19 protein-coding genes are annotated in these 21843 nt (G+C 68.4%); 11 read left to right on the forward strand and 8 right to left on the reverse strand.

Features of this window, described 5'->3' with window-relative positions; all coding sequences use genetic code 11:
* Window positions 1-19 precede the first annotated feature (19 nt).
* Both cho and FHY09_RS00385 read left to right on the forward strand, forming a co-directional pair.
* Window positions 20-880, forward strand: a complete 861-nt coding sequence (gene cho, locus FHY09_RS00380; RefSeq protein WP_166923066.1) for an excinuclease Cho — start codon at window positions 20-22, stop codon at window positions 878-880.
* A 177-nt stretch (window positions 881-1057) separates the two neighbouring features.
* Window positions 1058-2221 carry a YncE family protein gene (locus FHY09_RS00385; protein ID WP_166923067.1) on the forward strand — a complete coding sequence of 388 codons (1164 nt, stop codon included), beginning with the start codon at window positions 1058-1060 and terminating at the stop codon, window positions 2219-2221.
* 43 nt (window positions 2222-2264) lie between these two features.
* Here FHY09_RS00385 and FHY09_RS00390 read toward each other — a convergent pair whose 3' ends face one another.
* The gene (locus FHY09_RS00390) at window positions 2265-5015 is read right to left on the reverse strand and encodes a UvrD-helicase domain-containing protein (RefSeq protein WP_166923068.1); all 2751 of its coding nucleotides are present in this window, start codon (window positions 5013-5015) and stop codon (window positions 2265-2267) included.
* A gap of 164 nt (window positions 5016-5179) precedes the next feature.
* On the opposite strand from FHY09_RS00390, the gene FHY09_RS00395 reads away from it, so the two are divergent.
* The 3 genes from FHY09_RS00395 (at window position 5180) to FHY09_RS00405 (ending at window position 7079) form a co-directional block, all read left to right on the forward strand.
* A complete protein-coding gene (locus FHY09_RS00395) occupies window positions 5180-5992 on the forward strand; it encodes an alpha/beta fold hydrolase (RefSeq protein ID WP_166923069.1) in 813 nt (270 codons plus the stop codon).
* A gap of 56 nt (window positions 5993-6048) precedes the next feature.
* The gene (locus tag FHY09_RS00400; RefSeq protein WP_166923070.1) at window positions 6049-6222 is read left to right on the forward strand and encodes a hypothetical protein; all 174 of its coding nucleotides are present in this window, start codon (window positions 6049-6051) and stop codon (window positions 6220-6222) included.
* A gap of 197 nt (window positions 6223-6419) precedes the next feature.
* On the forward strand, window positions 6420-7079 hold the full coding sequence (locus tag FHY09_RS00405) for a hypothetical protein (protein ID WP_166923071.1): 660 nt from the start codon (window positions 6420-6422) through the stop codon (window positions 7077-7079).
* A 7-nt stretch (window positions 7080-7086) separates the two neighbouring features.
* Here the strand turns inward: FHY09_RS00405 and FHY09_RS00410 are convergent, their stop codons facing one another.
* The 5 genes from FHY09_RS00410 to FHY09_RS00430 form a co-directional block, all read right to left on the reverse strand.
* Window positions 7087-7929 carry an MnmC family methyltransferase gene (locus FHY09_RS00410; RefSeq protein WP_166923073.1) on the reverse strand — a complete coding sequence of 281 codons (843 nt, stop codon included), beginning with the start codon at window positions 7927-7929 and terminating at the stop codon, window positions 7087-7089.
* Between the two features lie 51 nt (window positions 7930-7980).
* A complete protein-coding gene (locus FHY09_RS00415; protein ID WP_166923075.1) occupies window positions 7981-8391 on the reverse strand; it encodes a hypothetical protein in 411 nt (136 codons plus the stop codon).
* Window positions 8392-8479: 88 nt separating this feature from the next.
* A complete protein-coding gene (locus FHY09_RS00420) occupies window positions 8480-8863 on the reverse strand; it encodes a MerC family mercury resistance protein (protein ID WP_166923077.1) in 384 nt (127 codons plus the stop codon).
* A gap of 59 nt (window positions 8864-8922) precedes the next feature.
* Entirely contained in the window at window positions 8923-10536 is a 1614-nt protein-coding gene (locus FHY09_RS00425) for an ATP-binding cassette domain-containing protein (protein WP_166923079.1), read from the reverse strand.
* 147 nt (window positions 10537-10683) lie between these two features.
* The gene (locus tag FHY09_RS00430) at window positions 10684-12300 is read right to left on the reverse strand and encodes an EAL domain-containing protein (protein ID WP_166923081.1); all 1617 of its coding nucleotides are present in this window, start codon (window positions 12298-12300) and stop codon (window positions 10684-10686) included.
* A 233-nt stretch (window positions 12301-12533) separates the two neighbouring features.
* On the opposite strand from FHY09_RS00430, the gene FHY09_RS00435 reads away from it, so the two are divergent.
* The 5 genes from FHY09_RS00435 (at window position 12534) to FHY09_RS00455 (ending at window position 17579) form a co-directional block, all read left to right on the forward strand.
* Window positions 12534-13307: a lytic transglycosylase domain-containing protein gene (locus FHY09_RS00435; RefSeq protein WP_166923083.1), complete on the forward strand. Its 774-nt coding sequence runs from the start codon at window positions 12534-12536 to the stop codon at window positions 13305-13307.
* 67 nt (window positions 13308-13374) lie between these two features.
* A complete protein-coding gene (locus FHY09_RS00440) occupies window positions 13375-15024 on the forward strand; it encodes a M28 family metallopeptidase (RefSeq protein WP_166923085.1) in 1650 nt (549 codons plus the stop codon).
* A 138-nt stretch (window positions 15025-15162) separates the two neighbouring features.
* Window positions 15163-16425: a histidine kinase gene (locus tag FHY09_RS00445; RefSeq protein WP_166924282.1), complete on the forward strand. Its 1263-nt coding sequence runs from the start codon at window positions 15163-15165 to the stop codon at window positions 16423-16425.
* The gene (locus tag FHY09_RS00450; protein ID WP_166923087.1) at window positions 16415-17185 is read left to right on the forward strand and encodes a LytR/AlgR family response regulator transcription factor; all 771 of its coding nucleotides are present in this window, start codon (window positions 16415-16417) and stop codon (window positions 17183-17185) included. The genes FHY09_RS00445 and FHY09_RS00450 overlap by 11 nt, the downstream gene beginning before the upstream one ends.
* 43 nt (window positions 17186-17228) lie before the next feature.
* Window positions 17229-17579 carry a hypothetical protein gene (locus FHY09_RS00455; RefSeq protein WP_166923089.1) on the forward strand — a complete coding sequence of 117 codons (351 nt, stop codon included), beginning with the start codon at window positions 17229-17231 and terminating at the stop codon, window positions 17577-17579.
* Window positions 17580-17630: 51 nt separating this feature from the next.
* Here the strand turns inward: FHY09_RS00455 and FHY09_RS00460 are convergent, their stop codons facing one another.
* Window positions 17631-18245 carry a hypothetical protein gene (locus FHY09_RS00460; RefSeq protein ID WP_166923091.1) on the reverse strand — a complete coding sequence of 205 codons (615 nt, stop codon included), beginning with the start codon at window positions 18243-18245 and terminating at the stop codon, window positions 17631-17633.
* A gap of 300 nt (window positions 18246-18545) precedes the next feature.
* Here FHY09_RS00460 and FHY09_RS00465 point away from each other — a divergent pair, with 300 nt between their 5' ends.
* A complete protein-coding gene (locus tag FHY09_RS00465) occupies window positions 18546-19475 on the forward strand; it encodes an oxygenase MpaB family protein (RefSeq protein ID WP_166923093.1) in 930 nt (309 codons plus the stop codon).
* 46 nt (window positions 19476-19521) lie between these two features.
* Here the strand turns inward: FHY09_RS00465 and FHY09_RS00470 are convergent, their stop codons facing one another.
* Complete coding sequence (locus FHY09_RS00470; protein ID WP_166923095.1) at window positions 19522-21636, reverse strand: M13 family metallopeptidase; 2115 nt, start codon at window positions 21634-21636, stop codon at window positions 19522-19524.
* Window positions 21637-21843 lie beyond the last annotated feature (207 nt).

Below are 21843 nucleotides of genomic sequence, written 5' to 3' on the forward strand. Positions count from 1 at the left end.
GCTGCTAGCATTTCCCCCAATGCCTTCATCCGCTGCCCAGGCACGCCGCTCCAGCCGTGCCGCCAATTATGTCTACCCGGATCATCTGCGTGAGGTCGCCGAGCAGCTGCCGCGCACGCCCGGGGTCTATACCTTCCACGGTGCGCAGGGCGGTCTTCCGCTTTACATCGGCAAGAGCATCAACATCCGCACCCGCGTGATGGATCACCTGCGCACGCCGGAAGAAGCCTCGCTGCTGCGCCAGAGCCAGCAGATCACCTGCATTCCCATGGCCGGGGACCTTGGCGCGCGGCTGCTGGAAGCGCAGATGGTCAAGCGCCAGATGCCGCTCTACAACCGGCTGCTACGCAAGCTCCCACGGCAGTTCAGCCTGCGTCTGTACTGCGGCGAGATCTCGGTGGTGAACTCTTCCGATCACGATCTCACCAGCGCGCCGATGCTGTACGGCCTGTACTCCAGTGAGCGTTCGGCGAAGGAATCCCTGCGGCGCGTGGCCGATGACCATGCGCTGTGCTATTCGCTGCTGGGCCTTGAGCGCCTGCCGAAGGGGCGGCCGTGCTTCCGTTCGATGCTGCGCCAGTGCCTGGGCGCGTGCTGCGGGCGCGAGACGCTGGCCGAGCACGAGCTGCGCCTGCGTGGCGCGCTGGAGCGCCTGGAGGTGGCGGCATGGCCCTACGGTGGCCGCGTGGCGATCGAGGAGCAGGGTGAAGCCCTGCGCCAGTTCCATGTGCTGGACGGTTGGAGCTACCACGGCAGTGCGCCCACGCTGGCCAGGGCGCGGCGCATGAAAGCCGGCACCGAGGGCTTTGATCGTGATGCGTACAAGATCATCAAATACGTGCTGGACCGTGGCACGGCGAAGGTGCATTCACTGGAGTAAGGCACGCGCGGCACGCCGCCAGCGGCCCCATGAGTCGGAAGGTGCTGCTATCCTGTGCGACGACCCAGCCAGCCTCACCACGCGCTCCACGCCGTGGACGGCCGCTCCCGGTGCCTGGCACCGCACCGTGGCCGCGCAAGCAAGGACATCCTGACTTTCCTCTACAAGGACGCTCGCATGTTCATTGCCCCGGCTGTTCGCACGGCCCCGATTCTCCGCACCCGTCCCGCCCCGCGCGGCCTTCGCCTGTCCGCGCTGCTGTGCGGTCTCGCGTCTGCGCTGCTGGTTGTCAGCCCGGCCATCGCAGCCGATGCCGTGCAGCGCGCCGAAGTGGCAACCGGCCTGTATGAGCTGGCTTACAGCGCCAAGCAGGACAAGGTACTGGTGGCTTCGGCAGGCACCTTCGCCGAAACCTCCGAGGCGCCGCGGATCGTGTGGCTCGATGCCGATGACCTCGGCGTGGATGCCAGCGTGGTGCTGGAACGCAAGGCCTTCGGGCTGGTGCTGGACGATGCCAACGACCGGCTGTATGTCGGCAACACGGTGGACACTTCGGTGACCGTGGTCGACACCGCGGCCAAGCGCGTACTGGGCGTGGTGCAGCTGATGGAAAAGAAGACCGGTGCGGACGGCAAGGCGCGCTACACCCATGACCTGCGCGAACTGGTGGTGGATGCGCCGAACCATCGCCTGTACGTGACCGGCCACGCACAGGAGGGCAGCGTGTTGTTCGTGGTGGATACGCAGTCGCTGAAGCTGCTGGCCACCCTCGAGGGGCTGGGCAACGCCAAGGCGCCGGGACTGGCGCTGGATGCCGCCAACAAGCGCGTGTACACCAGCAACCTGCGGGGTGAGGTGGTGGTGATCGGCACGGACAGCGGCGAGGTAGAGCAGCGCTTTCCGATCACCGCCGAGCAGCCGATGAACATCGCGCTGGATCCGGACAGCAACCGCATGTTCGTCACCGACCAGGGGCTGGCGATGATCCGGCAGTACCAGGCAGGCAGCATCGAAGGCTTCGCTTCGAAGCATCCGGGGCAACGCGTGCTGGTGCTGGACCGTACCACCGGCAGGGAAATCGCGAGCATCTCCACCGATGCCGGTCCGCTGGCGGTGTTGCTGGACGCACCGCGCAAGCGGTTGTACGTGACCAACCGTGAGGCCGGCACGGTGACCGCGTATGACAGCCAGACCTACGCGCGGACCGGGCGCTGGGAGGTATCCGGGCACCCCAACAGCCTGGCCCTGGATGCGAAGGGCAACGTGCTGTACGTGAGCATCAAGAACGGCGAGGACGCCGCCAAGGACGCGAAGGAAAGCGTGGCACGCATCCAGCTGTGACGTGTTGCCGGGCCCTGCCCGGCAGCGCATGGGCAGCAGGCCGTCAGGTCACCCGCGTGGTGGGTTTGTACTCGCAGCGCGGGTAACCGGTGCAGCCGGCGAATTCACCGTAGCGGCCGGTCTTCGTCACGATCACGCCGGTATCGCAGGCGGGGCAGGGCTGCTCGCGCAGGGGCTCGCCGTCAAGGCGGGTGACCTCCACGGCCCCGGCGCGCACCAGCTCGGTGAGGAAGGCCGAGCGCTTGCCGCTCACGGTGAACATCGCCACCGAGCGCCGTGCACGCGTCAGCGCGACATAGAACAGCCGGCGTTCTTCGCCCAATGGGAAATCATCGCCATGGGGCATGGCCAGGCCCAGCACGGGATCATCCGCACGCAGGTTGGGGAAGCCGCGGTCCACCATGCCCGGCAGGATCACGTAGTCCGCTTCGGTGCCCTTGCTGCGGTGCGCGGTGATGAAGCTCACCTCCAGCGTGGCGCCGAAGCGTGCCTTCCAGTTGCCGGGCACCTGCGCGCGGTCCGCGTTGTAGCGGCCGACCACGAACACGCTGAGCTTGCCATCGCGCCCCGGTGGCACGGTACCGGTGAGCCGCTGCTCGTGGAGGTGCTGCAGGTACTGCGCGATGCCATCGCTGATCTGGTCGCGCGAGGCCACCTGGAACGCCTGCAGCACCGGCCCGTGCGCGGGCGTGCGCGAGTGCACCTGTTTGCGGAGCTGTGCCGGGTTGGCGCTGATGAAGCGGCTGGAGACATCGCACAGGGCCTGCGGGCAGCGGAAGGTCTGCTCCAGCCGCAGCACCTGGCCATGGCCGAACCACTCGCGGAAACCGGTCATCACCGAGACATCGGCACCGGCGAAGCGGTTGATCGACTGCCAGTCATCGCCGACGGCGAAGAAGTGCGTGCCAGGCGCCTGCACGAGGGCGCGGCACAAGCGCGCGCGGGCGCGCGAGGCATCCTGGAATTCATCGGCCATGACCAGCGTGTACGGCGAGGCATAGCGGCCCTGTTCGAGGTGTTCGGCGGCCTGGTTGAGCATGTCCTCGAAGTCGATGGCGCGCTCGGCGCGCAGTGCGTCGTCCCACGCTTCCAGCACCGGTGCCACGATCTGCAGGAAGCGGCGGTGGCGTTCCTTGAACTGGTCTTCGGGCAGGGCCCGCAGGCGCGCGGCGAGGTCGTCCAGGCTGAGGCAGTTGCTCTTGGCGTGGCTGATGAAGGTGCGCACCAGGCCGATGAGGTCGGCATCCGGCATGGGCTTCTGGCCGTCGTCCGGGATCTCGCGGTCCGGGTTCGGGTCCAGCACGATGCCGCGTGCCGAGAGCGCATCTTCCAGGTCATCGAAGGCCTCGCCGGTGCGCAGCCCATGCGAGGTGGTCTCCACCAGTGCGGTGCCGCGCCGGCGATGCTCCTCGCGCTTCCAGGCAATGCCCTCGGCGTAGCCTTCGAAGTGCGGCGGCGGGTTGCCCTGCGCATCGAGGGCGAGGTGTTCGTGGTACAGATCAGCCTGCGGGTAGAAGAAATCCGGACGGTACTGGCGGAAGGTGTCGGTGGCGGTGTCGAAGGCATAGCGCCGCTCGTACTGGTAGGCCACGCCGTTGTAGAACAGCCAGTCGGCGAGCACGCACTCTTCCATGCTGCGCACGCGCTCACCGTTGAGGGTGCGCAGGTAGGCGCTGCCTTCCTTGTCCCAGCCATCGGCCGCGCCCTCATGGCCCAGCGCGGGAAGATCGCGCCCGAACACCAGCCGGAACATGTCCCATTGCGCGCGGAAGGCGAACGAGCGGTCCTTGAGCCCATCCACCAGCTCGGCCAGCTTGCGGAAGCCGAGCGTGGCATCCACCGCCCAGTCCGGCACGTCGGGCTTGCGGCCGGTGGCCTTGCCGATGATGGCCAGGCCCAGCGCGTGGAAGGTGCGCGCCTGCACGCGCGAGCCGCCCAGGCCCACGCGCGCGAAGGCGGTGTCCGCGCGCTGCTGCAGCTCGGTTGCGGCTTCCTTGTTGAACGCCAGCAGGATGATGGCCTCCGGCTCGGCGATGCGGCGCTGCACGGCGTAGGCGGCCTTGGCGACCATCGTGGAGGTCTTGCCCGAACCGGCCGCGGCCACCACCTGCACGCGGTTGTCGAAGACGATCACCGCGCGGGACTGCTCTTCGCTCAGCGGGCGGCTTTCCACCCGCGCCAGCAGCGGCCGTGCGGCCTCCAGTTCAGCGGCGAGGATCCGCGCGTTGGCGGCCTCGCTGGCGGCGGCCCAGTCCTGCTCCCAGAGCTGGAGTTCGATCAGCGCCGCATCGCGGTCCTCGGCGGTGGCATGCACATCGGGGTCGAGGAACAACGTGCGCAGTGCCTTGCCGCGTGGACGCAGCACGGGGCGGCGTGCGAGCAGTGCCTGCAGGCAGTCATGGGCGATCCAGCGACGCTCGGCCTCGCGGCGGGTGAGCAGGTCTTCGGCCTCGCCGTTCCAGGCGCGCATGGCCGCGAGCGCGCGCTGGAAGGTGGGCACGCGATCGCGTGCCTCCCGCTGCTGCAGCAGGGCCTCGATGGCGCGGTGCAGCCGGCGCGCAGGGGCATTGGGCAGGCCGTGCAGTGCCAGCGCGGGGCCGTGGTCCGGCTGCAGGTGCAGGCGGGACCAAAGCAGGCCGGGACGGACGTGCAGCTCGCTGTCCGCGCCGGGCGTGAAGCGCTGCGTAGCGCCCGCCCTGTGCAGCTGGAGGCTCTCGTCTTCCAGCTGCAGGACCCAGGGTTCAGAACGGGTAAAAAGGCGACCCCAGCGCGAGGGCTTCCACAGCTGCGACATCAGCGATACGGTCCTGCCAGAACATGTGCGGCTATGATAGCGGTGGACCGCCGCTGCGCGTCCCACACGTGTAAGGCATGTCACGGCGCAGGGCCGATCCTTCACGCCGTTCGTAGGGAGCCGTCACTAGCGTAGAGGCTCCCCTTCCCCTCCCAGGAGTACCCATGACTGCTTCCAAGGTCCGTCTGCACGTTGAAGATTCCGGCGGCACCGGTCGGCCCGTGGTCCTCATCCACGGCTGGCCGTTGTCCGCTGCTTCGTGGAAGGCGCAGGTACCGGTGCTGCGCGATGCCGGCTACCGGGTGATCGCGTACGATCGCCGGGGCTTCGGCCGTTCCGACAAGCCGACGGACGGCTATGAGTACGATACGCTCGCCGCCGATCTGGCAGGCATCATCGATGAGCTAGACCTCAAGGATGTCAGCCTGGTGGGCTTCTCCATGGGTGGTGGCGAAGTGGCGCGTTACATCGCCACGTACGGGCAGGACAAGCTGCACAGCGTGGTGTTCGCTTCGGCGGTGCCGCCGTACCTGCTGAAGACCGACGACAACCCCGACGGTCCGCTCACCAAGGAAAAAGCAGATGAGATGGCTGCCGGCCTGGGCAAGGACCGTGAGGCCTTCTTCGAGAACTTCAGCAAGGAATTCTTCAGCGCCAATGGGCAGCTGAAGGTCACCGAGGCCCAGCGTCAGGACGCCATCGCGCTGGCGCACCAGTCCGATCAGACCGCTGCGCTCGGCTGCCAGAAAGCCTTCGGCACCACCGATTTCCGCGAAGACCTGAAGAAGATCACGGTGCCGACGCTGGTGATCCACGGCGACGCCGATGGGACTGTGCCGTTCGAAGGCTCAGGTGCACGTACGCACAAGGCCGTGGCCAACAGCGAGCTGGTGGTGCTGAAGGACGCGCCGCATGGCTGCAACGTCAGCAATGCGGATGAGTTCAATCTGGCGCTGCTCAATTTCCTCAAGAAGTAATTTCAGCAAGGTGCAGGTGTCGGCCGTGGCTGACACCTGTGCCGTGCGAGGACCCCATGCAGAAGACACGCACACCGCCGTGGAAAAAGCCCAATCCCAAGGGGCAGAAATCCCAGCCGCTCACGGCCGCCCAGAAGTCCGCGGCGAAAGACCGCGCCGAGGAGAACGGCCGGCCGTACCCCAACCTGGTGGATAACATGTGGGCGGCCAAGCACGCGCCGAGGTCGTGACGGAACAGCACCTGTAGCGGTGACCGTGCACCGGTCGCAGTCACCTGCCTGCCATGCGGCAGCACGGCACCTCCTGCGGCGTGTGCTGTCTGCGCGTGCACCGGATCGAGGAAGAACCCGCCGCTCCGACGCCGCCGATCCTAATGTGGCTCCGCTGGCTTTCATCCGGCAGCCCACGCTTCGATCCGGAGGTGTCCATGAAAACGTCTTTGCTGTCTCTTGCGTTGTTGTCCCTGGTCAGTGCGCCGGCGCTGGCACAGAGCGACGACCCCGCCGATGCCGGTGAGCTGCACAACACCTACCTGGCCTGTCTGCTCGATCACGGTGGGCCGTCGGCGGCAACAGCGCTCGCGGTGCTCGTGGATGGCTGCGGTTATCCCATCGAGACCTCGCGCGAGGAATTCATCCGCACGTTCCAGCCCACGCTTGAGGTCGATTACAGTCAGCCCCTGACCCGCCTCATGGCGGGCGAGCGCGAAGCCTACGGCGAGACCGCGTTCGCCTTCTTTGAGCGCATCGACGACGTCCTCGCCACCAGTACTGATTTCGACGAGGTGGATGCGCGCTTGGCGGCCTTGCAGAAAGAGGCCATGGAGACGCTGCCGGAGAAGACCGAGGCACGCGAACTGATCCTGCAATCGCTCACGCTGGGGCGCGGCTCGGCCGCGTTCTGGCACAAGGTCGAAGGGCGCCTGGACAGCCGCCAGGCCGTGCGCAGAGGATGGTTCGGCCGCCTGATGGCGGTTGTCGGCGCCGATCTGAAAAGCTATGTGAGCAGTTTCAGCATCGGTGCGGCGGCAGGGGCGTCCGCGGTGGCCGGCGTGAACCAGATCGGCGAAGCATCCGGCTGGTGGTGATCCGCGCTCAGCGCTTGATGGCAAGGACGCCGTCAAGCGCCAGGTCGGCCTTGAACCCTGCTTTTTCCAGCCGCCGGGCCACCTCACGCGGGACATCGCGGCCGCTGGTGAGCCGGTTCGGCGCACCGGTGTAATGGAACAGCCGCCCGCCCTTGCGCAGCACGCGTGCGAGGTGATCGTAGAACACCTGCGAATACAGTTCGCCGGCAATCCCGAAGCGCGGCGGGTCATGCAGGATGGCGTCGAAACTGTTGGCGGCGAGCGCCTCGATTTCCTGCGACACATCGCCCTGGGTCAGCTGCAGCCGACCGCCGGCGGAGGCCGCTTCCGGATCCGGGGACCAGGGATTGAGCGTGCGCAGCCACAGTACGTCCGGGTTCTTCTCGAACGAGCGCAGGTGGGCTACGCCGGCGTCCAGGCTGCAGGCGGCAAAGTACCCCAGCCCGCCACAGGTATCGAGCAGCTGCTTGCCGGCCGGGGCCACCAGTTCAACCTTGCGCCGTGCGTCCTCATATGGCGAGACCTTGGCCGAGGGCAACATTTTGATGCCGTCGATCTCGAAGGTGGGCGCGCCCCATTCGGTGGGCACCAGCTTGATCAGGGCCGTGCCGTAGCGCGAGATGGGCTCGAACGCCTCACCGTCCCAGTAATACAGCGTGCGGTCTTTCAGCTTCGGTGGGAACGCATGGTGCGTGCCGCCGAAGATGAAGCCCGTGCTGTCCAGGCGCACCGTGTCTTCGCTGCGCCCGAGATCCAGCGAGCCGGTCCATTCGGCCTGCCCGGCAGCGACTGCCCGCTGCAGCACGGCGAGGGTTTCGCGGGTGAGCAGGGGACCGGTGTAGTGGGGCACGGGCAGGACCAGAGGTGAGGGCAGCGCATGGTAACCGAGGTGCGATGCGGCTCAGGACCCGCAGGCCATTTTGAAGACCGGGCCTGCGCCGATCAGGACCAGCGCCATGTAATCACTGTTGCGGTCCTTGCCCTTCAGCGTGGCCCCGGGGGCGAAGTGGAAGATGCCGAAACCGCCACCTGGGCGTACCAGGGCGGACTGGATCTGTCCGGCGCCGCTGCCGAAGGCCTGGCTGATTTCCGCGCGCGTGGCCTTCTGCAGGGGCGACGGATCGGTCTCCCAGCCGTGCTCCCGGCTGAAGGCCACCAGGTACTGTCCACCGCTCTGTTCGATGCGGAACTCCGGCGCCTTGCGGGCGCTGGTGGCGAAGCAGCCGACCAGCGGATCGGCGCTGTAGGGCGCCTCGGGCGACTTGCCGCAGCCGGCGAGCAGCAGCGGAAGAAAGATAAGTGGTGTGCGCAATGCGGTGTGCATGGGATCCCCCCCCGGGTCGTGTCACCGCACTGTAGGCAGGGGCTGTGCAAGGCGCTGTGACCGCGCGGGAAAACGCTCAGGCGTGGCAGCGGCGGTGGCGGCGGCGGGCATTCCAGACATGGGTGGCCGCCAGCAGCAGGCTGCCAGCCACGGTGAGGGGCGTTTCGGCTTCGTGGCTCGGCCAGCCCAGCGCACCGGCCAGCAGCAGGCCCAGGCCGAGCGTGGCCGCTGCCCATGCGCCGGTGGGCAGGCGCTGCTGCTGGTGTGCGCGCCACAGCGCCACGGCGGTGATCGGCAGCGCAACGGCGACGAACAGCAGGTGCACCCATTCCGCTTCAGCCCATGCCCCGAACAGCGGCAGCGCGGCCGCCAGCAGCGGCAGCGCCAGGCAGTGCAGCAGGCACAGGCTGGACAGGGCGAGCGCACCGGCATCCAGCAGCGCAGCAGGAGAAGACTTCATCGAGGAACCCGCATCAATCGGTAGTGTTACAGAGTAACACCTCAAGCCTGAAGGGGACGTCACCGCTGCACGCATGTTTCCAGTTGCCATCCCGCCTGTCCTGCATGCAGCCGGTGCGAAGGTCCCAGGGCCTGCAGCAGGTGCGGGTCATGGCTGGTCATCACCAGTGTGCCGCGGTACTGACCGAGCAACGCCTCCAACGCCTCCCGCGCCGCCAGGTCCACGCCGTTGCCGGGCTCATCCAGCAGCAGCAGGCCGGGCGCGGGCTCGGCATGGAGCGCGCACGCCAGGGCGCCCTTCAGGCGTTCGCCGGCACTGAGCGTGCTCGCCGCGCGTTCGATGCGCGTGGCATCCAGGCCGAGCAGTGCCAGGTGGGTGCGCAGCACGCCCGCGTCGGTGGTGGGTGCGGCGGCCTGCAGCGCCTGCAGCACGGATGCCTCGCCGGGGAGCGCCAGCAGTTGCTGGTCGAGCAGGGCCACCGGCACGTTGACCCGCGCCGTGCCGGCCTGCGGCGGCAGCTGCCCGGCAAGCACCCGCAGCAACGTGGACTTGCCGCTGCCATTGGCCCCGGTGACGGCCAGCCGCTGGCCACGCAGCAGGGTCAGATGGAGGGGCGCCTGCAGCCCGTGCGGCAGCACCACCGCCCGCAATGCGGCGACCTGTCGCGGGCCCTGCGCCAGCGCGGGTGGCAACGCGGCCAGCTGGGGGGCGCTGGCGACGCCTGCCGCCGCCTGGCGCAGCTGTGCCGCCGTAGCGGCTACACGCTCGGCCTGCACGCTACGCAGGCGCCCGGCGGTGGCCTCGGCGCGGCCGGCCTGCAGGCCCTGCAGGATCGGGGCCTGGTTCGCATCGCGTGCGGCACGGGCGCCGCGCGCCTGTCGCTGCTGAAGACGCTGCACCTGCGCCTGCGCCTGCCGGCGTTGCTGGCGGTCGGCCTGCCGCGCGTGGTCCAGCCCGGCCTGCGCGGCGGCGTGGCGTGCCGCACGGGCCTGCACGAAGGCCGCATGGCCACCGCTGTAACGATGCAGACCCTCGGCATCCAGCTCGACGAGGGTGTGCACGCGTTCCAACAGCCGGCGGTCGTGGGTGATGACCAGCAGGCCACCGCGCCACTGCGCCAGCTGGTCCTGCAGCAGCCGGTGCTGCGCGTCATCAAGGTGGTTGCTGGGCTCGTCCAGCAGCAGCCAGTCGGCCGCGCTCGCCCACGCGCCGGAAAGCGCCACCTGCATGGCCTGCCCGCCGCTCAGGCGGCTGGCCGCATCGTGTGCCTGCAGGTGCGCGGGCAGCCCGGCCTCGCGCCAGTGGCGGGCCAGCCGCACGGGCAGATCCCAGTGGCCCTCGGCACGGGCGAAATCGCGCGGATCAACGCTGCCCTCGCCAATGCGCTGCAGCGCCGCCAGCACCGGGCCCACACCGGCCAGCTCGCCGAGCGTGCCCCCGGGCGTGCCGCTGAGCGCGCGTACCAGGTGCACCCTGCCGCCGCCCCCGCAGCGACCCTGCTGCGGCTGCAGGGTGCCGGCCAGCAGCTGGGCGAGCACGCTCTTGCCGACTCCGTTGGCGCCAACCAGTGCGGTGAGCCGGGGCTCGAAGGAAAAGGACAGATCGGAGAACAGCGTGCGGCCGTCGGCCAGCCGGTACGACACGCGGTCAAGGGTAAGCGGAAGCGCGGTCATGGAGACCTCCAGCAGATGCCATCAACTCCCCTGCGCACAGGGGCGGGAAGAATCAGGCCGTCGGGAAGACGGCGGCATCAGTGGCGCATCGGGACAGGCCTCCAGGTGAGGCGGCCAGTATAGCGGGCGTGGCTGAACCGTCCTGGCTCAGCCCGGCGGCGGTGGATCCTCGGCCGCGTGCCGCTCGTTCTGCATGTTTTCGCGCGCGGCGCCGTACTGCTGCTGGCGCTGGCGATGGAAGGCGACGAACGCCTCCGGTGCCAGCGCCTGCGAGAACAGCCAGCCCTGTCCGAACTCCACCTGCCGCGCGTGCAGGTAGGCCAGCTGTGCTTCGGTCTCCAGGCCCTCGGCCACCACGAACAGACCCAGCGTGCGGGCCATTTCGATGATGTGGTCGGTGACCGGACTGGTTGCGCTGTCCGTCCCGATGGCATCGATGAAGGATTTATCGATCTTCAACGCGTCCAGCGGCAGCTGCTGCAGGTACTGCAGGTTGGAATACCCCACGCCGAAGTCATCGATGGCCACGGCGTGCCCGGCATGCCGCGCGGCAGCGATCACCACGCGCGCGCGGTCGATATCCATGAAGCCGCGCTCGGTGGCTTCCAGCCAGATCTGCGGATGGTTGATTTGCGTGCCTTCCAGCTTGCGCCCGATCACCTTCAACGCGCGGCCGCTGATCATGTCACCGGGCGCGATGTTGATCGCGATGTGCACGCTGCGGTCACTGACCAGCAGCTCACGCATGTCCGTGATCACGCGGTCGATGACGGTGTCGGTGACCGCTTCGATGAGGCCGCCGTCTTCGGCGATGGGAATGAACACATCCGGCCGCACATTGCTGCCGTCGCGGCGCTGCCAGCGCACCAGCGCTTCGGCACCGACGCAGATGCCGGTGCTCAGTTCGATGATCGGCTGGTACACCACGTACAGTTCGTTGCGGCGGATCGCCTTGGCCAGCTCGCCGTGCAGCGAAAGGCGCCGACGCGAGAGCCAGGCGCCGCCCCCGGCGAACAGCACGGCGGCAAGCAGGCCGCCCGGCAGGAACAGCCAGATCTGCTCGACGAACGCCTTCTGCAGGCGGCTGCGCGGGGCGGTGGCCACGGCCAGCCATTCGTCGCTGCGCGCGGTGGCGAACAGCGTGTGCTGATCCATGCCATCGCGCGGATCGCGCAGCAGGGTGCCGAGCAGGGCGGGGTCGGGCATGGCCTGGTGGGCGACCAGGGCGCCGTCAGGCGTGGCGATGGCCACCCGGATGTCGTCCGGTCCGATGAGGTTGACGAAGTGCCCCGGATCCATCAGCACGTCGTGCGCGCCCAGGCGCATCGAGAGCATGCGCATGCCCCGCGTGGCCGCCGGCCTGACGTCCAGGCGCAGGGTAGCCCCGTCGGCGGTGGTGTAATCGGCCGTGCCCCACTGCACCGAGCCGTCCGCCGGCCCCCAGGAGGTGCATTGCATCCTGTCATCGACGAAATATCCGATCTGGTCGGCCGAGGGCGTTGCGAGCACCTGCGAACGCATCAGCTGGATGTGCGCCGGCGAGCACGCCGGGAGGGACGCGCGCTGCATGCGGCCCAGCGCATCGAGCGCCTTGCGGTAGGACTGGTCGGCCCGGCGCAGGGCCCGCTCGGCGACGTCCTTCACCTGCGCCTGCTCCACGTGCACGGCCTGGGTCCAGCTCAGCCAGGTCATCACCAGCAGGGGCACCAGGGCGCTGAGCAGCGCGGTGCCGGACATGATGAGCGGGACGCGGAAGCGTTTCATGGTCAGGGCACCCGGGTGGGAGGAGGGCTCTCGGCGCTGACCTGCGACGGTCGTCCTTGATGGCAAGCCTAACTGAACCGGGGCCCCGCGCGCTGTCCAGGGACGCTGCGGCCTTGCGGCTACTGGCCGTGCCGGGCATGGCGGACGTGGGCAGGAGCCGTCCGCGACATGTCCTTCACCGCCGTTTCGCAGGCCCGGCCGCACGCTCGCACGCCGTGGATGCCTCCCCTCCGATGATCCGTCTGCCTGGTGCCCTCTGTGCGGTGCTGCTTGCCCTGAGCACGGGGCCGGCCTCGGCGCGCACGGTCTACCGCTGCGTGCAGGGCAATACGGTGAGCCTGGCCACCGCGCCGGAACCGGGGTCGCGCTGCCACGCACGCGAAGTGGACGATGCCGCAGTGCAGACGCCGAACCTGTGGGGTGAGATGGGCGTGTTCAGTGGTGTCCTGTACGAGCGCGAGCAGGACGGGAAGCGGGTGTACTCCACGCGCAACCTGCCGGGCTCCACGGTGTTCCTGCGCTTCACCGCCAAGACGCCCGAAGGCGAGCCGGCGCATGAAGGGCTCGGCCGGGTCGGGGCGCCGCAGCTGCGCGCGCATGCCAAGGCGTTCCTCGCCACGGCCAAGGCCACCGGGGTGGAAGACGCCTGGCTGCGTGCGATCGCGCATGCAGAGAGTGGATTCGACGCCGCCGCACGCTCACCCAAGGGGGCGCAGGGCGTGATGCAGCTGATGCCGGACACGGCCAAGGCGTACGGCGTGGCCGATCCGTTCTCGCCCGAGCAGTCCATCGACGGCGGTGCGCGCTACATGCGCATGCTGCTGCGCCGGTACCACGGCGACCACGTGCTGGCAGCGGCCGCGTACAACGCGGGCATCGGCGCGGTGGCGCGCCATGGCGGCGTACCGCCGTACGCGGAGACGCTTGCGTACGTGGACAAAGTGATGGCCCTGCACGCGCGCTATCGGCAGGCGCTGGGGCCGCCCCGCGAAGTCCCGGCGAAATAGCCACAGGCTGCACACCTGCGCGATGCGCTTACACTCGGGATTCTTGTGAGGCGTGAGAGAGAGAGCAATGAAACGACTTGTGATGGGCGTGCTGGCCCTTTCGGTGTCCAGTGCCCTGATGGCGGCGACGCCGAAGTTCGACGGCGCGCGGATTTCCGCCGATGCGCGCGAGCTGGCCTCCGATGCCTACGAAGGCCGCTCCCCGGCCACCGCCGGTGAAGAGAAGACCGTGGCCTTCCTGTCCCGCCAGTTCGAAGCGGCCGGCGTGCAGCCGGGCGGCGACATGAAGGACGGCAAGCGGCTGTGGACGCAGGCGGTCCCGCTGCTCAAGGGTGACATCGTGGGCACGCCGCAGCTGGCACTGACCCGCAAGGGTGCGACGCAGCAGCTGCAGCAGGGCCAGCAGATCGCCGTGCGCGCGGCCATGAATGGTGCCAGCAACGTGGACATCAGCAAGGCACCGCTGGTGTTCGTGGGCTACGGGGTGAAGGCACCGGAACGCAACTGGGACGACTTCAAGGGCGTGGATCTGGAAGGCAAGATCGCCGTGGTGCTGATCAACGATCCCGACTTCGAAACCGGCAAGGGCGACTTCGACGGCAAGGGCATGACCTGGTACGGACGCTGGCCGTACAAGTACGAAGAAGGCGCGCGGCAGGGAGCGCTGGGCGTACTGATCGTGCATGAGACCGCACCGGCCTCCTACGGCTGGGCCACCGTCGCCGGCTCCAATACCAACACCATGTTCGACGTGGTGCGCGAGGATCCTTCGCAGACCCATCCCCTACTGGAAGGCTGGATCCAGCGCGACCTGGCCGTGGACCTGTTCCGTTCGGCCGGACTGGATTTCGAAGCACTCAAGCGCAAGGCACAGCAGCGTGACTTCACCCCGGTGGAGCTGACCGGGGCGAGCCTGGATGCGAAGTACGCGGTGAAGACCGAAGTGATCACCTCGCACAACGTGGTGGCGCGGCTGGAGGGCAGCGCCCATGCCGACGAGACGATCGTGTACAGCGCGCACTGGGACCACATCGGCGTAGGCGAGCCTGACGCCCACGGCGACCGCATCTTCAACGGCGCGCTGGACAACGCCAGTGGCACCGCCGCGCTGGTCGAGCTGGCCCGCGGCTTCGCCAAGGCCGGCACGCCCGACCGCTCGGTGGTATTCCTGGCGGTGACCGCCGAAGAGAAGGGGCTGCTGGGCTCGGAGTACTACGCCACGCACCCGCTGTACCCGCTGGAAAAGACCGTGGCGGTGATCAACATGGATGGCATGGCGCCGTTCGGTCCCTCGCGCGATTTCGGGATCTACGGTTCGGCGAAGTTCGAGCTGCTGGACCAGTTGAAGGACGTCGCCGCGCGCTGGGACACCCGCTACACGCCCGACCCCAAGCCGGAAGCGGGGTTGTTCTTCCGCTCCGATCATTTCCCGTTCGCCAAGCGCGGCGTGCCGGCGCTTTCGTGGTCGGCCGGCCAGGACTGGGTGGAGGGTGGCGTGGCGGCGGGCAAGCGCGCATCGGACGATTACACCGCCAAGCGCTATCACCAGCAGGGTGACCAATGGCAGTCGGACTGGACGTTCGCTGGCGCGGCGCGTGACCTGGAAGTGCTGTACACGCTCGGCCACGACCTGGCCAATTCGCGGGCGTGGCCGAACTGGGACCGTTCGGAATCGTTCCGGGCAGTGCGTGACCAGAGCGCGGACCAGCGCCGCTGATCCCTGCGACGTGGCAGGGGCCGGCCACGGGTCGGCCCCTGTGGGGTTTCATCGGCCGCCGGGCCGTTTCGTCGCAGGGGACTTGCGGCGCGGACGGGGCGGCCTATGCTCGGCGGATCCTTCTTCCGGGTACCGGCCGTGTTCGCCAGCCTCTCGCTGATCTTCCGCCATCTGCTTGCCTGGGCCGCTGCGATCTTTGTGCTGGGCGTGGTGTGGAGTGGCTTCTTCAACGGCATGGACGAAGGCCCGGGCTGGGTCTTCGGCCTGTTGGCGATGTTCCTCATGCTGTCCGCCCTGGGCAGTGCGATCACCCACCTGCGCCGCGTGCGGCTGCTCGCCGGGCGCCTGGACGGTGGCACGGTATCGAGCCGCCAGCGCCGCCAGATCGAGCTGCCGATGGACGCCGGGCCGGCGTTTGCGCTGGTGGAAGCGGCGATCGCCGGACTGCCGCGCGTGGAGGACATCGCAAGTGCGCCGGGTGGCCTGGAGGTCCGAGCCTTCGTGCGCCGCATGGATACGCGCAGCGGCCGCCAGCCCTCGCGCTGGAACCTGCCCGCGCAGCTGGCGATCACCCGCAACGCGGTGCAGGCCACGGTGACGCCGGGGCAGGGCACCTGCACGGTGACGCTGCTGTTCGAGCCCGATGCCGGCTGGTGGGCCGACCTGCTGGCGCTGGATGAAGGCAGCAATCATGAGAATGCAGAGACCCTGACCCGCGCGCTCACCCGTCGCGTGGCCGAGCAACGCCGCGATGAACAGGCGGCCGCCGAGCAGAGCCACGTGGAAAAGGAGCTTTCGGTGGCCCGCCTGAACCTGCTGCAGGCGCAGGTGGAACCGCATTTCCTCTACAACACGCTGGCCAACGCCCAGGTGCTCACGCGCACCGACGCGCCCCGTGCCGAACAGATGCTGGGCCACCTGATCCAGTACCTGCGCAGTTCGTTGCCCAGCGCGGACGAATCGCTGTCCACGCTGCGCGTGGAGCTGGAGCGCACGCGGGCCTATCTTGAAATCCTGCGCATCCGCATGGGCACGCGGCTGGCCGTGGACGTGCAGGTGCCGGATGCGCTGATGGCCCTGCAGCTGCCGGCGATGGCGCTGCAATCGCTGGTGGAGAACGCGATCAAGCACGGCCTGGAGCCCAAGCCGGGCGGGGGCACGATCTGGATCATCGCGCGGGCCTTCGATGACCATGCCACGGTGACCGTGGCCGATGATGGGCTGGGCTTCGGCAGCGGCACGTCGGGTACCGGCGTCGGGCTGAAGAACCTGCGCGAGCGCCTGCGCCTGGCCTGCGGGCCGCACGCGGGGGTGGCCATCGTGGCCAACTTCCCGAGCGGCGTGGCTGCGACCATCAGCCTGCCACCGGTGTGTGCCAGGGAGGCCGCACATGCCGCTTGATGCAGTGATTGCCGAGGACGAGGACCTGCTGCGCCAGGCGCTGGTGCAGCAGCTGGGCCGGCTGTGGCCGGAGCTGCGCATCGTGGCGGCGTGCGAGGATGGGGCGGCGGCGCTGGAGGCGCTGGCCGCGCATCAGCCGGCCATCGCATTGCTGGATATCCGCATGCCGGGCATCACCGGCATCGAGGTGGCGCGTGCATCGGCCACGATCAGTCCGCGTACGCAGGTGGTGTTCGTCACTGCCTACGACCAGTACGCCATCGATGCGTTTGAACAGGGGGCGATGGATTACCTGCTCAAGCCGGTGAGCGATGAACGGCTGCTCGCCACGCGCGAGCGCGTACTGAGCCGGCTGCCCGCTCCGCGCGCCGACGATGCCGTGCTTGAGCGCCTGCTGCAGCGGCTGGGCAGGGGCCCGGGCACCGCGGAGAAGCCGCCGCTGGCGTGGATCACCGCCAGCAGTGGCCGCGATACGCGGCTGATCATGCTCGAAGACGTGGCCTACTTCCGCGCGGACAACAAATACACCACGGTGGTCACCGCCGAGGGCGAATGCGTGCTGCGCACGCCGCTGCGGGAGCTGCTTGAAGCGCTGGATGCCACGCAGTTCCGGCAGGTGCATCGTTCGACCATCGTGAACATGAAAGCGGTGGCGGCGGTGAGCCGTGATGATACCGGCCGCGGTGTGCTGAGGCTGCGCCACCGCCCGGAAACCCTCACCGTCAGCCAGCCCTTCATGAGTTTGTTCCGCGGCATGTAAGCCGCGCACGTCGTTGACCGCACCCTGTGCAAAGGATTCGCCAATGCGTCATCTCACCATGATTCTCAGCTGCCTGCTTTCGCTGTTCGGCTGCCATGAGCCGTCGGCCCGTACATCGGTGACACGGGTGACCGAGCGGGGGGCGGACCAGCTCTTCAGCCGGATCACGGTGCGCGGCACCGGAACCACCTTTGAATGCATGCGCAGCGCGAGCGGCCGCTGCCATTACCAGGTGTTCCGGGAAACCTGTGCGGCCGGTGGCCTGCACTGTGAACGCAGCGAGGTGCAGCGGTTCCAGGTGCGGGCCGGCCAGCAGCGCGCGCGTGCGGACCTGCCGGAAGACAGTTCGAGCTGTGTCGCCGCGGCGGCAGACGGACAATGCCACCGCGGGTGAGGGCGGTGGCATCGTCGGCCGGATGGGCGCGGTGGCCGTGTCCCGGCGAGGCTAGAACGCGGGCTGCAGGGTCATGTCACGGTGGTTGCGGGTCTCACCCACATGGTTGAGGCGGCCGACCAGTTCGGAATGCTGCTTCATCCGTCCGATCTCGCTCATGATGCGGATGTCTTCGTGCCGCAGTTCGCGCTTGGCGGTCACGGCCTGCTTGTAGTCCAGGACCTCCGGATAATGCTCGGCCATGCCCAGGGCGTTGGCCACGCACTCCACGGTATCGGCCCGTGAGCTGATCCGCTCGCGGCTGTTGAATGCCTTCATCCAGCGCTCGAAACCGGCCTTCTGGTCGAACATGTTGGCCATGAACCAGATGACGAACAGAATCGATACCCAGGAACCGAACACGATGACCACCCGGGTAAAGGTGATGTGGAAGTCATCGCGCCACAGATAATTGGCGATCAGGCCCAGGATGAGCAGCGAAACGGACTGCCAGCCGATGATGGAGGCGATCAGCCACTGGGTCTTGGCCTTGCCAAGCAGCGTGACTTCCTCGCGGATCTGCTGCTCGCTCAGGTTGCGCCAGTGCGCGGCCTGTTTTTCGAAGGGACTGTGGTACAGCTCGTTGTCACGTAGCAGCAGTCCCAAACCTTTGAACAAAGCAATCATGGCTGGCTCCTTTGGGGAACGTCGCGGCATCTGCATTGGGTCGCGGTACGGGTCCATTTCTAGCACTTCCGTAGGCCGGTGCAATGGCCGGGACGCAAGCGCCGTGCGGGTCGTCTGGCTGAATGCGTCGCGCCAAGGTCGATGTGGTGCGGCGCACAATGCCAAAAAGTGCCTGCGACAAGTTGTCGCAGGGGTTTGGCTGCTGCACCTGCACATGCACCTTGGTGTGAGCGCGCCTTCTCGCCCGCAGGTGTGTGGTTCAGCCAGAATCAAAGCTCCTGCGCGCAGAAACGACGTCCGATGCCCTCCTTGTTCAACCGCCTGTCCCGTCCGCTGACCTCCCCCGTGCGCCGCTGGGTGCTGGAGGCGTTCCCGCGTGGGCACAGCGGCATCAGCTACGACCTGCCGGCCGGTGACCCGGGCTGGTTCGGCCCGCAGAGCATGACCTGGCGCATACACGCCGAGCTGCCTTCGATGCTGGCCGGCGGCCTGTGCGCGTTGATGCTGCAGGCCTTGCACCCGCGTGCACTGGCAGGGGTGTATGACCATTCCAATTTCCGTGCCGACCTGGTGGGGCGGCTGCGGCGCACGACCGCCTTCGTGGCGGGCACCACCTACGCGGCCAGCGCCGAAGTGGATGCGCTGGTGGCGAAGGTGCGCCGCATCCACACGCACGTGCGCGGAGTGACGGCGGACGGCGTGCCCTACGCCGCGGATGATCCGGATCTTCTGACCTGGGTGCACGTGACCGAGGCGTACGCCTTCCTGCAGGGCTATCGCCGCTACGTGCGCGAGGTGCCGGCCGCGCTGGCGGACCAGTACTACGACGAATACCGGCGCGTGGCCGAGGCGTTGGGCGCGCGCGATGTGCCGTGCAGCGAAGCGGCGGTGGCGGCGTATTTCGCCGACCAGCGCGAGGGGCTGCGGATGGATGCGCGCTCGCACGAAGTGCTGGAGGTGCTGGCGGCGGTGCGGTTGCCGGTGCCTGCAGCGGGGCTCTCGCGCGATGTGTTTCTTGGCGCGGGCGCCGCCCTGCTGCCCCCTTGGGCGGCCACTCTGCTGCAACGCACGGCGGCACAGCAGCTGCAGGCACGCGCATCGATGCGGATGGTCCAGGGCCTGGCCCCCGTGTTCCGCCGCGCACTGCCCGATGGCGCGGCAAGCCGGGCGTGTGCCCGCATGGGCCTGCCCGTGGAGACCCTGCGGGCGTGGCCGGGCGAGGCCGCCTGAAGCCGGGCAGGACCCGGCTCCAGGCGAGGCCCGGCGTGCGCTGGGCTTACCAGACCTTTACGCGGGCTTCGGGTGCGAGATACAGCGCCTGCCCGGGCTGCACATCGAAGGCGGGGTACCACGCATCGAGGTTGCGCACCGTCAGCGCCCGGTACTGGCCCGGCGCATGCACGTCGGTCAGCAGCGAGTTGCGCAGCGCCTGCTCGCGGCTCTTGCTGCGCCATGCCTGGGCAAAGCCGAGGAAGAAGCGCTGGTCCGGCGTGAAGCCTTCGAGCGTCTCGCCCGGCGTGCCCTTGAGCGAGAGCCGGTAGGCATCGTGGGCGGTGGCCAGTCCGGCCACGTCGGCGATGTTCTCGCCCAGGCTCAGGCGCCCGTTGACCTTCGCGCCGGGGAACGGTTCGTACTGGCTGAACTGCGCGGCCAGCGCATCGCCGGCCGCGTTGAATTTCTGCAGGTCCTGCGGCGTCCACCAGTTGTGCAGCCGACCGGTGGCATCGAACAGCGCGCCGGCGTTGTCGAAGCCATGGCTGATTTCATGGCCGATCACCGCACCGATCGCACCGTAATTCACCGCATCGTCGGCAGCACCGTCGAAGAACGGCGGCTGCAGGATCGCGGCGGGGAAGACCAGGCGGTTTTCCAGCGGTACGTTCATCGCATTGACGGTCTGTGGCAACATGGACCACTCGCTGTGGTCCGGCGCCTTGCCGAGCTTGGCGATGTTGCGCTCATATTCGAACAGCGCCGCGCGCTGCGCATTGCCGAGTGGATCATCGCGCTTGATCTCCAGGCCGCTGTAATCGCGCCACGTCTCCGGATAACCCATGCTGACGGTCAGGCCGGCCACCTTGGCCTTGGCCTGGGCCTTGGTCTGCGGCGACATCCACTCCAGCGCATCGATGCGTGCGCCGAAGGCCGCGATGATGTTGCGCGCCATTTCGTCCGCGCGGGCCTTCGTGGCCGGACTGAAATGCTTTTCCACGTAGCGCTTGCCGACCGCTTCACCGATGGACTGGTTGGCATCGTCGACGGCGCGCTTCCAGCGCTCGCTCTGCTGCGGCGTGCCGCTCAGCGCCGTGCCGTGGAAGGCGAACCGTGCATCGGCGAACGCTTTGGGGAGATACGGTGCAGCGCGGTCCAGCGCGTGGAAGGTCATGTAGTCCTTCCAGGCATCCAGCGGCTCGGTGGCGACCAAGCGCGAGAGGCCGGCAACCGCCGTCGGCTGCCAGACGATGAAGTCCTGCTGCCCACCCAGCCGCGCGGCCTGCAGGAAGGCCTCCCAGTCCATGCCCGGGGCCTTGGCGTTGAAGTCCGCACGGGTCCAGGCGTTGGCGCCCTTGGTCACATCGTTGGTCTGTTCCTGGCTGACGTGCGCCTGCGCGATCTTCGTCTCCAGCGCGAGGATGCGCGCCGCCTTGCCGGCGGCATCGGCCACCCCGGCCAGCTGCAGCACCTTGCCGATGTATTCCTGGTACTGCTTGCGCAGCACGGCCATGCGGCCATCGCCCAGGTAGAAATCACGGTCCGGCATGCCCAGTCCGCCCTGCACGAGATAGGGCGCGGTGCGCTCGGGCTGCAGCAGGTCCACCGACACCCACAGGCCGAACAGGCGGTCGGTGTAGAAGTTGGTGGCATTCAGCAGGTCCACGTCGGCACGGATGTCCGCGCCCAGCGCCTTGGCCAGGCCGGCCTTGTCGGCGATGCCGGCAATGCCGTCCAGCTGCGGCTGCAGCGGCGCCAGCCCGCGCTGTTCGATGCCGGCTTCATCCATGTAGGCGGCGTAGTAGTCGCCCATCAGCTTGTCTTCGCCGCTGGCATCGGCGGCGTTGGCGGCGCCCTCCAGGAGGGCGCGCGTATCGGCCTGGGTCTTGTCGGCGATGAGGTTGAAGCTGCCGAAGCGCGAGCGGTCAGCCGGGATCTCGGTCGTCTTCATCCAGCCGCCATTGGCGTAGCCATAGAAATCCTCGCCCGGGACGATGCTGCGGTCCATGCCTTCGGCATCGAAACCGAAGCTGCCGAGCTGCGGGGTGGGCTTGGCGGGCGCCACGGGCGCGGCGGCCTGCGGGGCCTGCGCCGGCGCGGAATCACCGCAGGCGCTGAGGGAGAGGGAGAGGCAGGACAGCAGGGCCAGTGACAGGGCGGAGCGGCGCAGCGCGGGCATGGACATCTCGGGCGACGGGAAAGAACCAGTCTAATCCCCTGGCTGCGGGCCGGTTGCAACGGCAACCATACGGGCGGTCCGAAGCGGTGATGGGGGGGCGGCGCACACGGTGTGGCGGCGACGCTTCCTGTCGTCATGGGACTGATGCATTCTGGGGCCGGTGCCGGGCCCCCGCGGGTCTCGCCGGGGAATCGGCTGGCGGCAAGC

The organism is Xanthomonas sp. 60 (assembly GCF_011761925.1).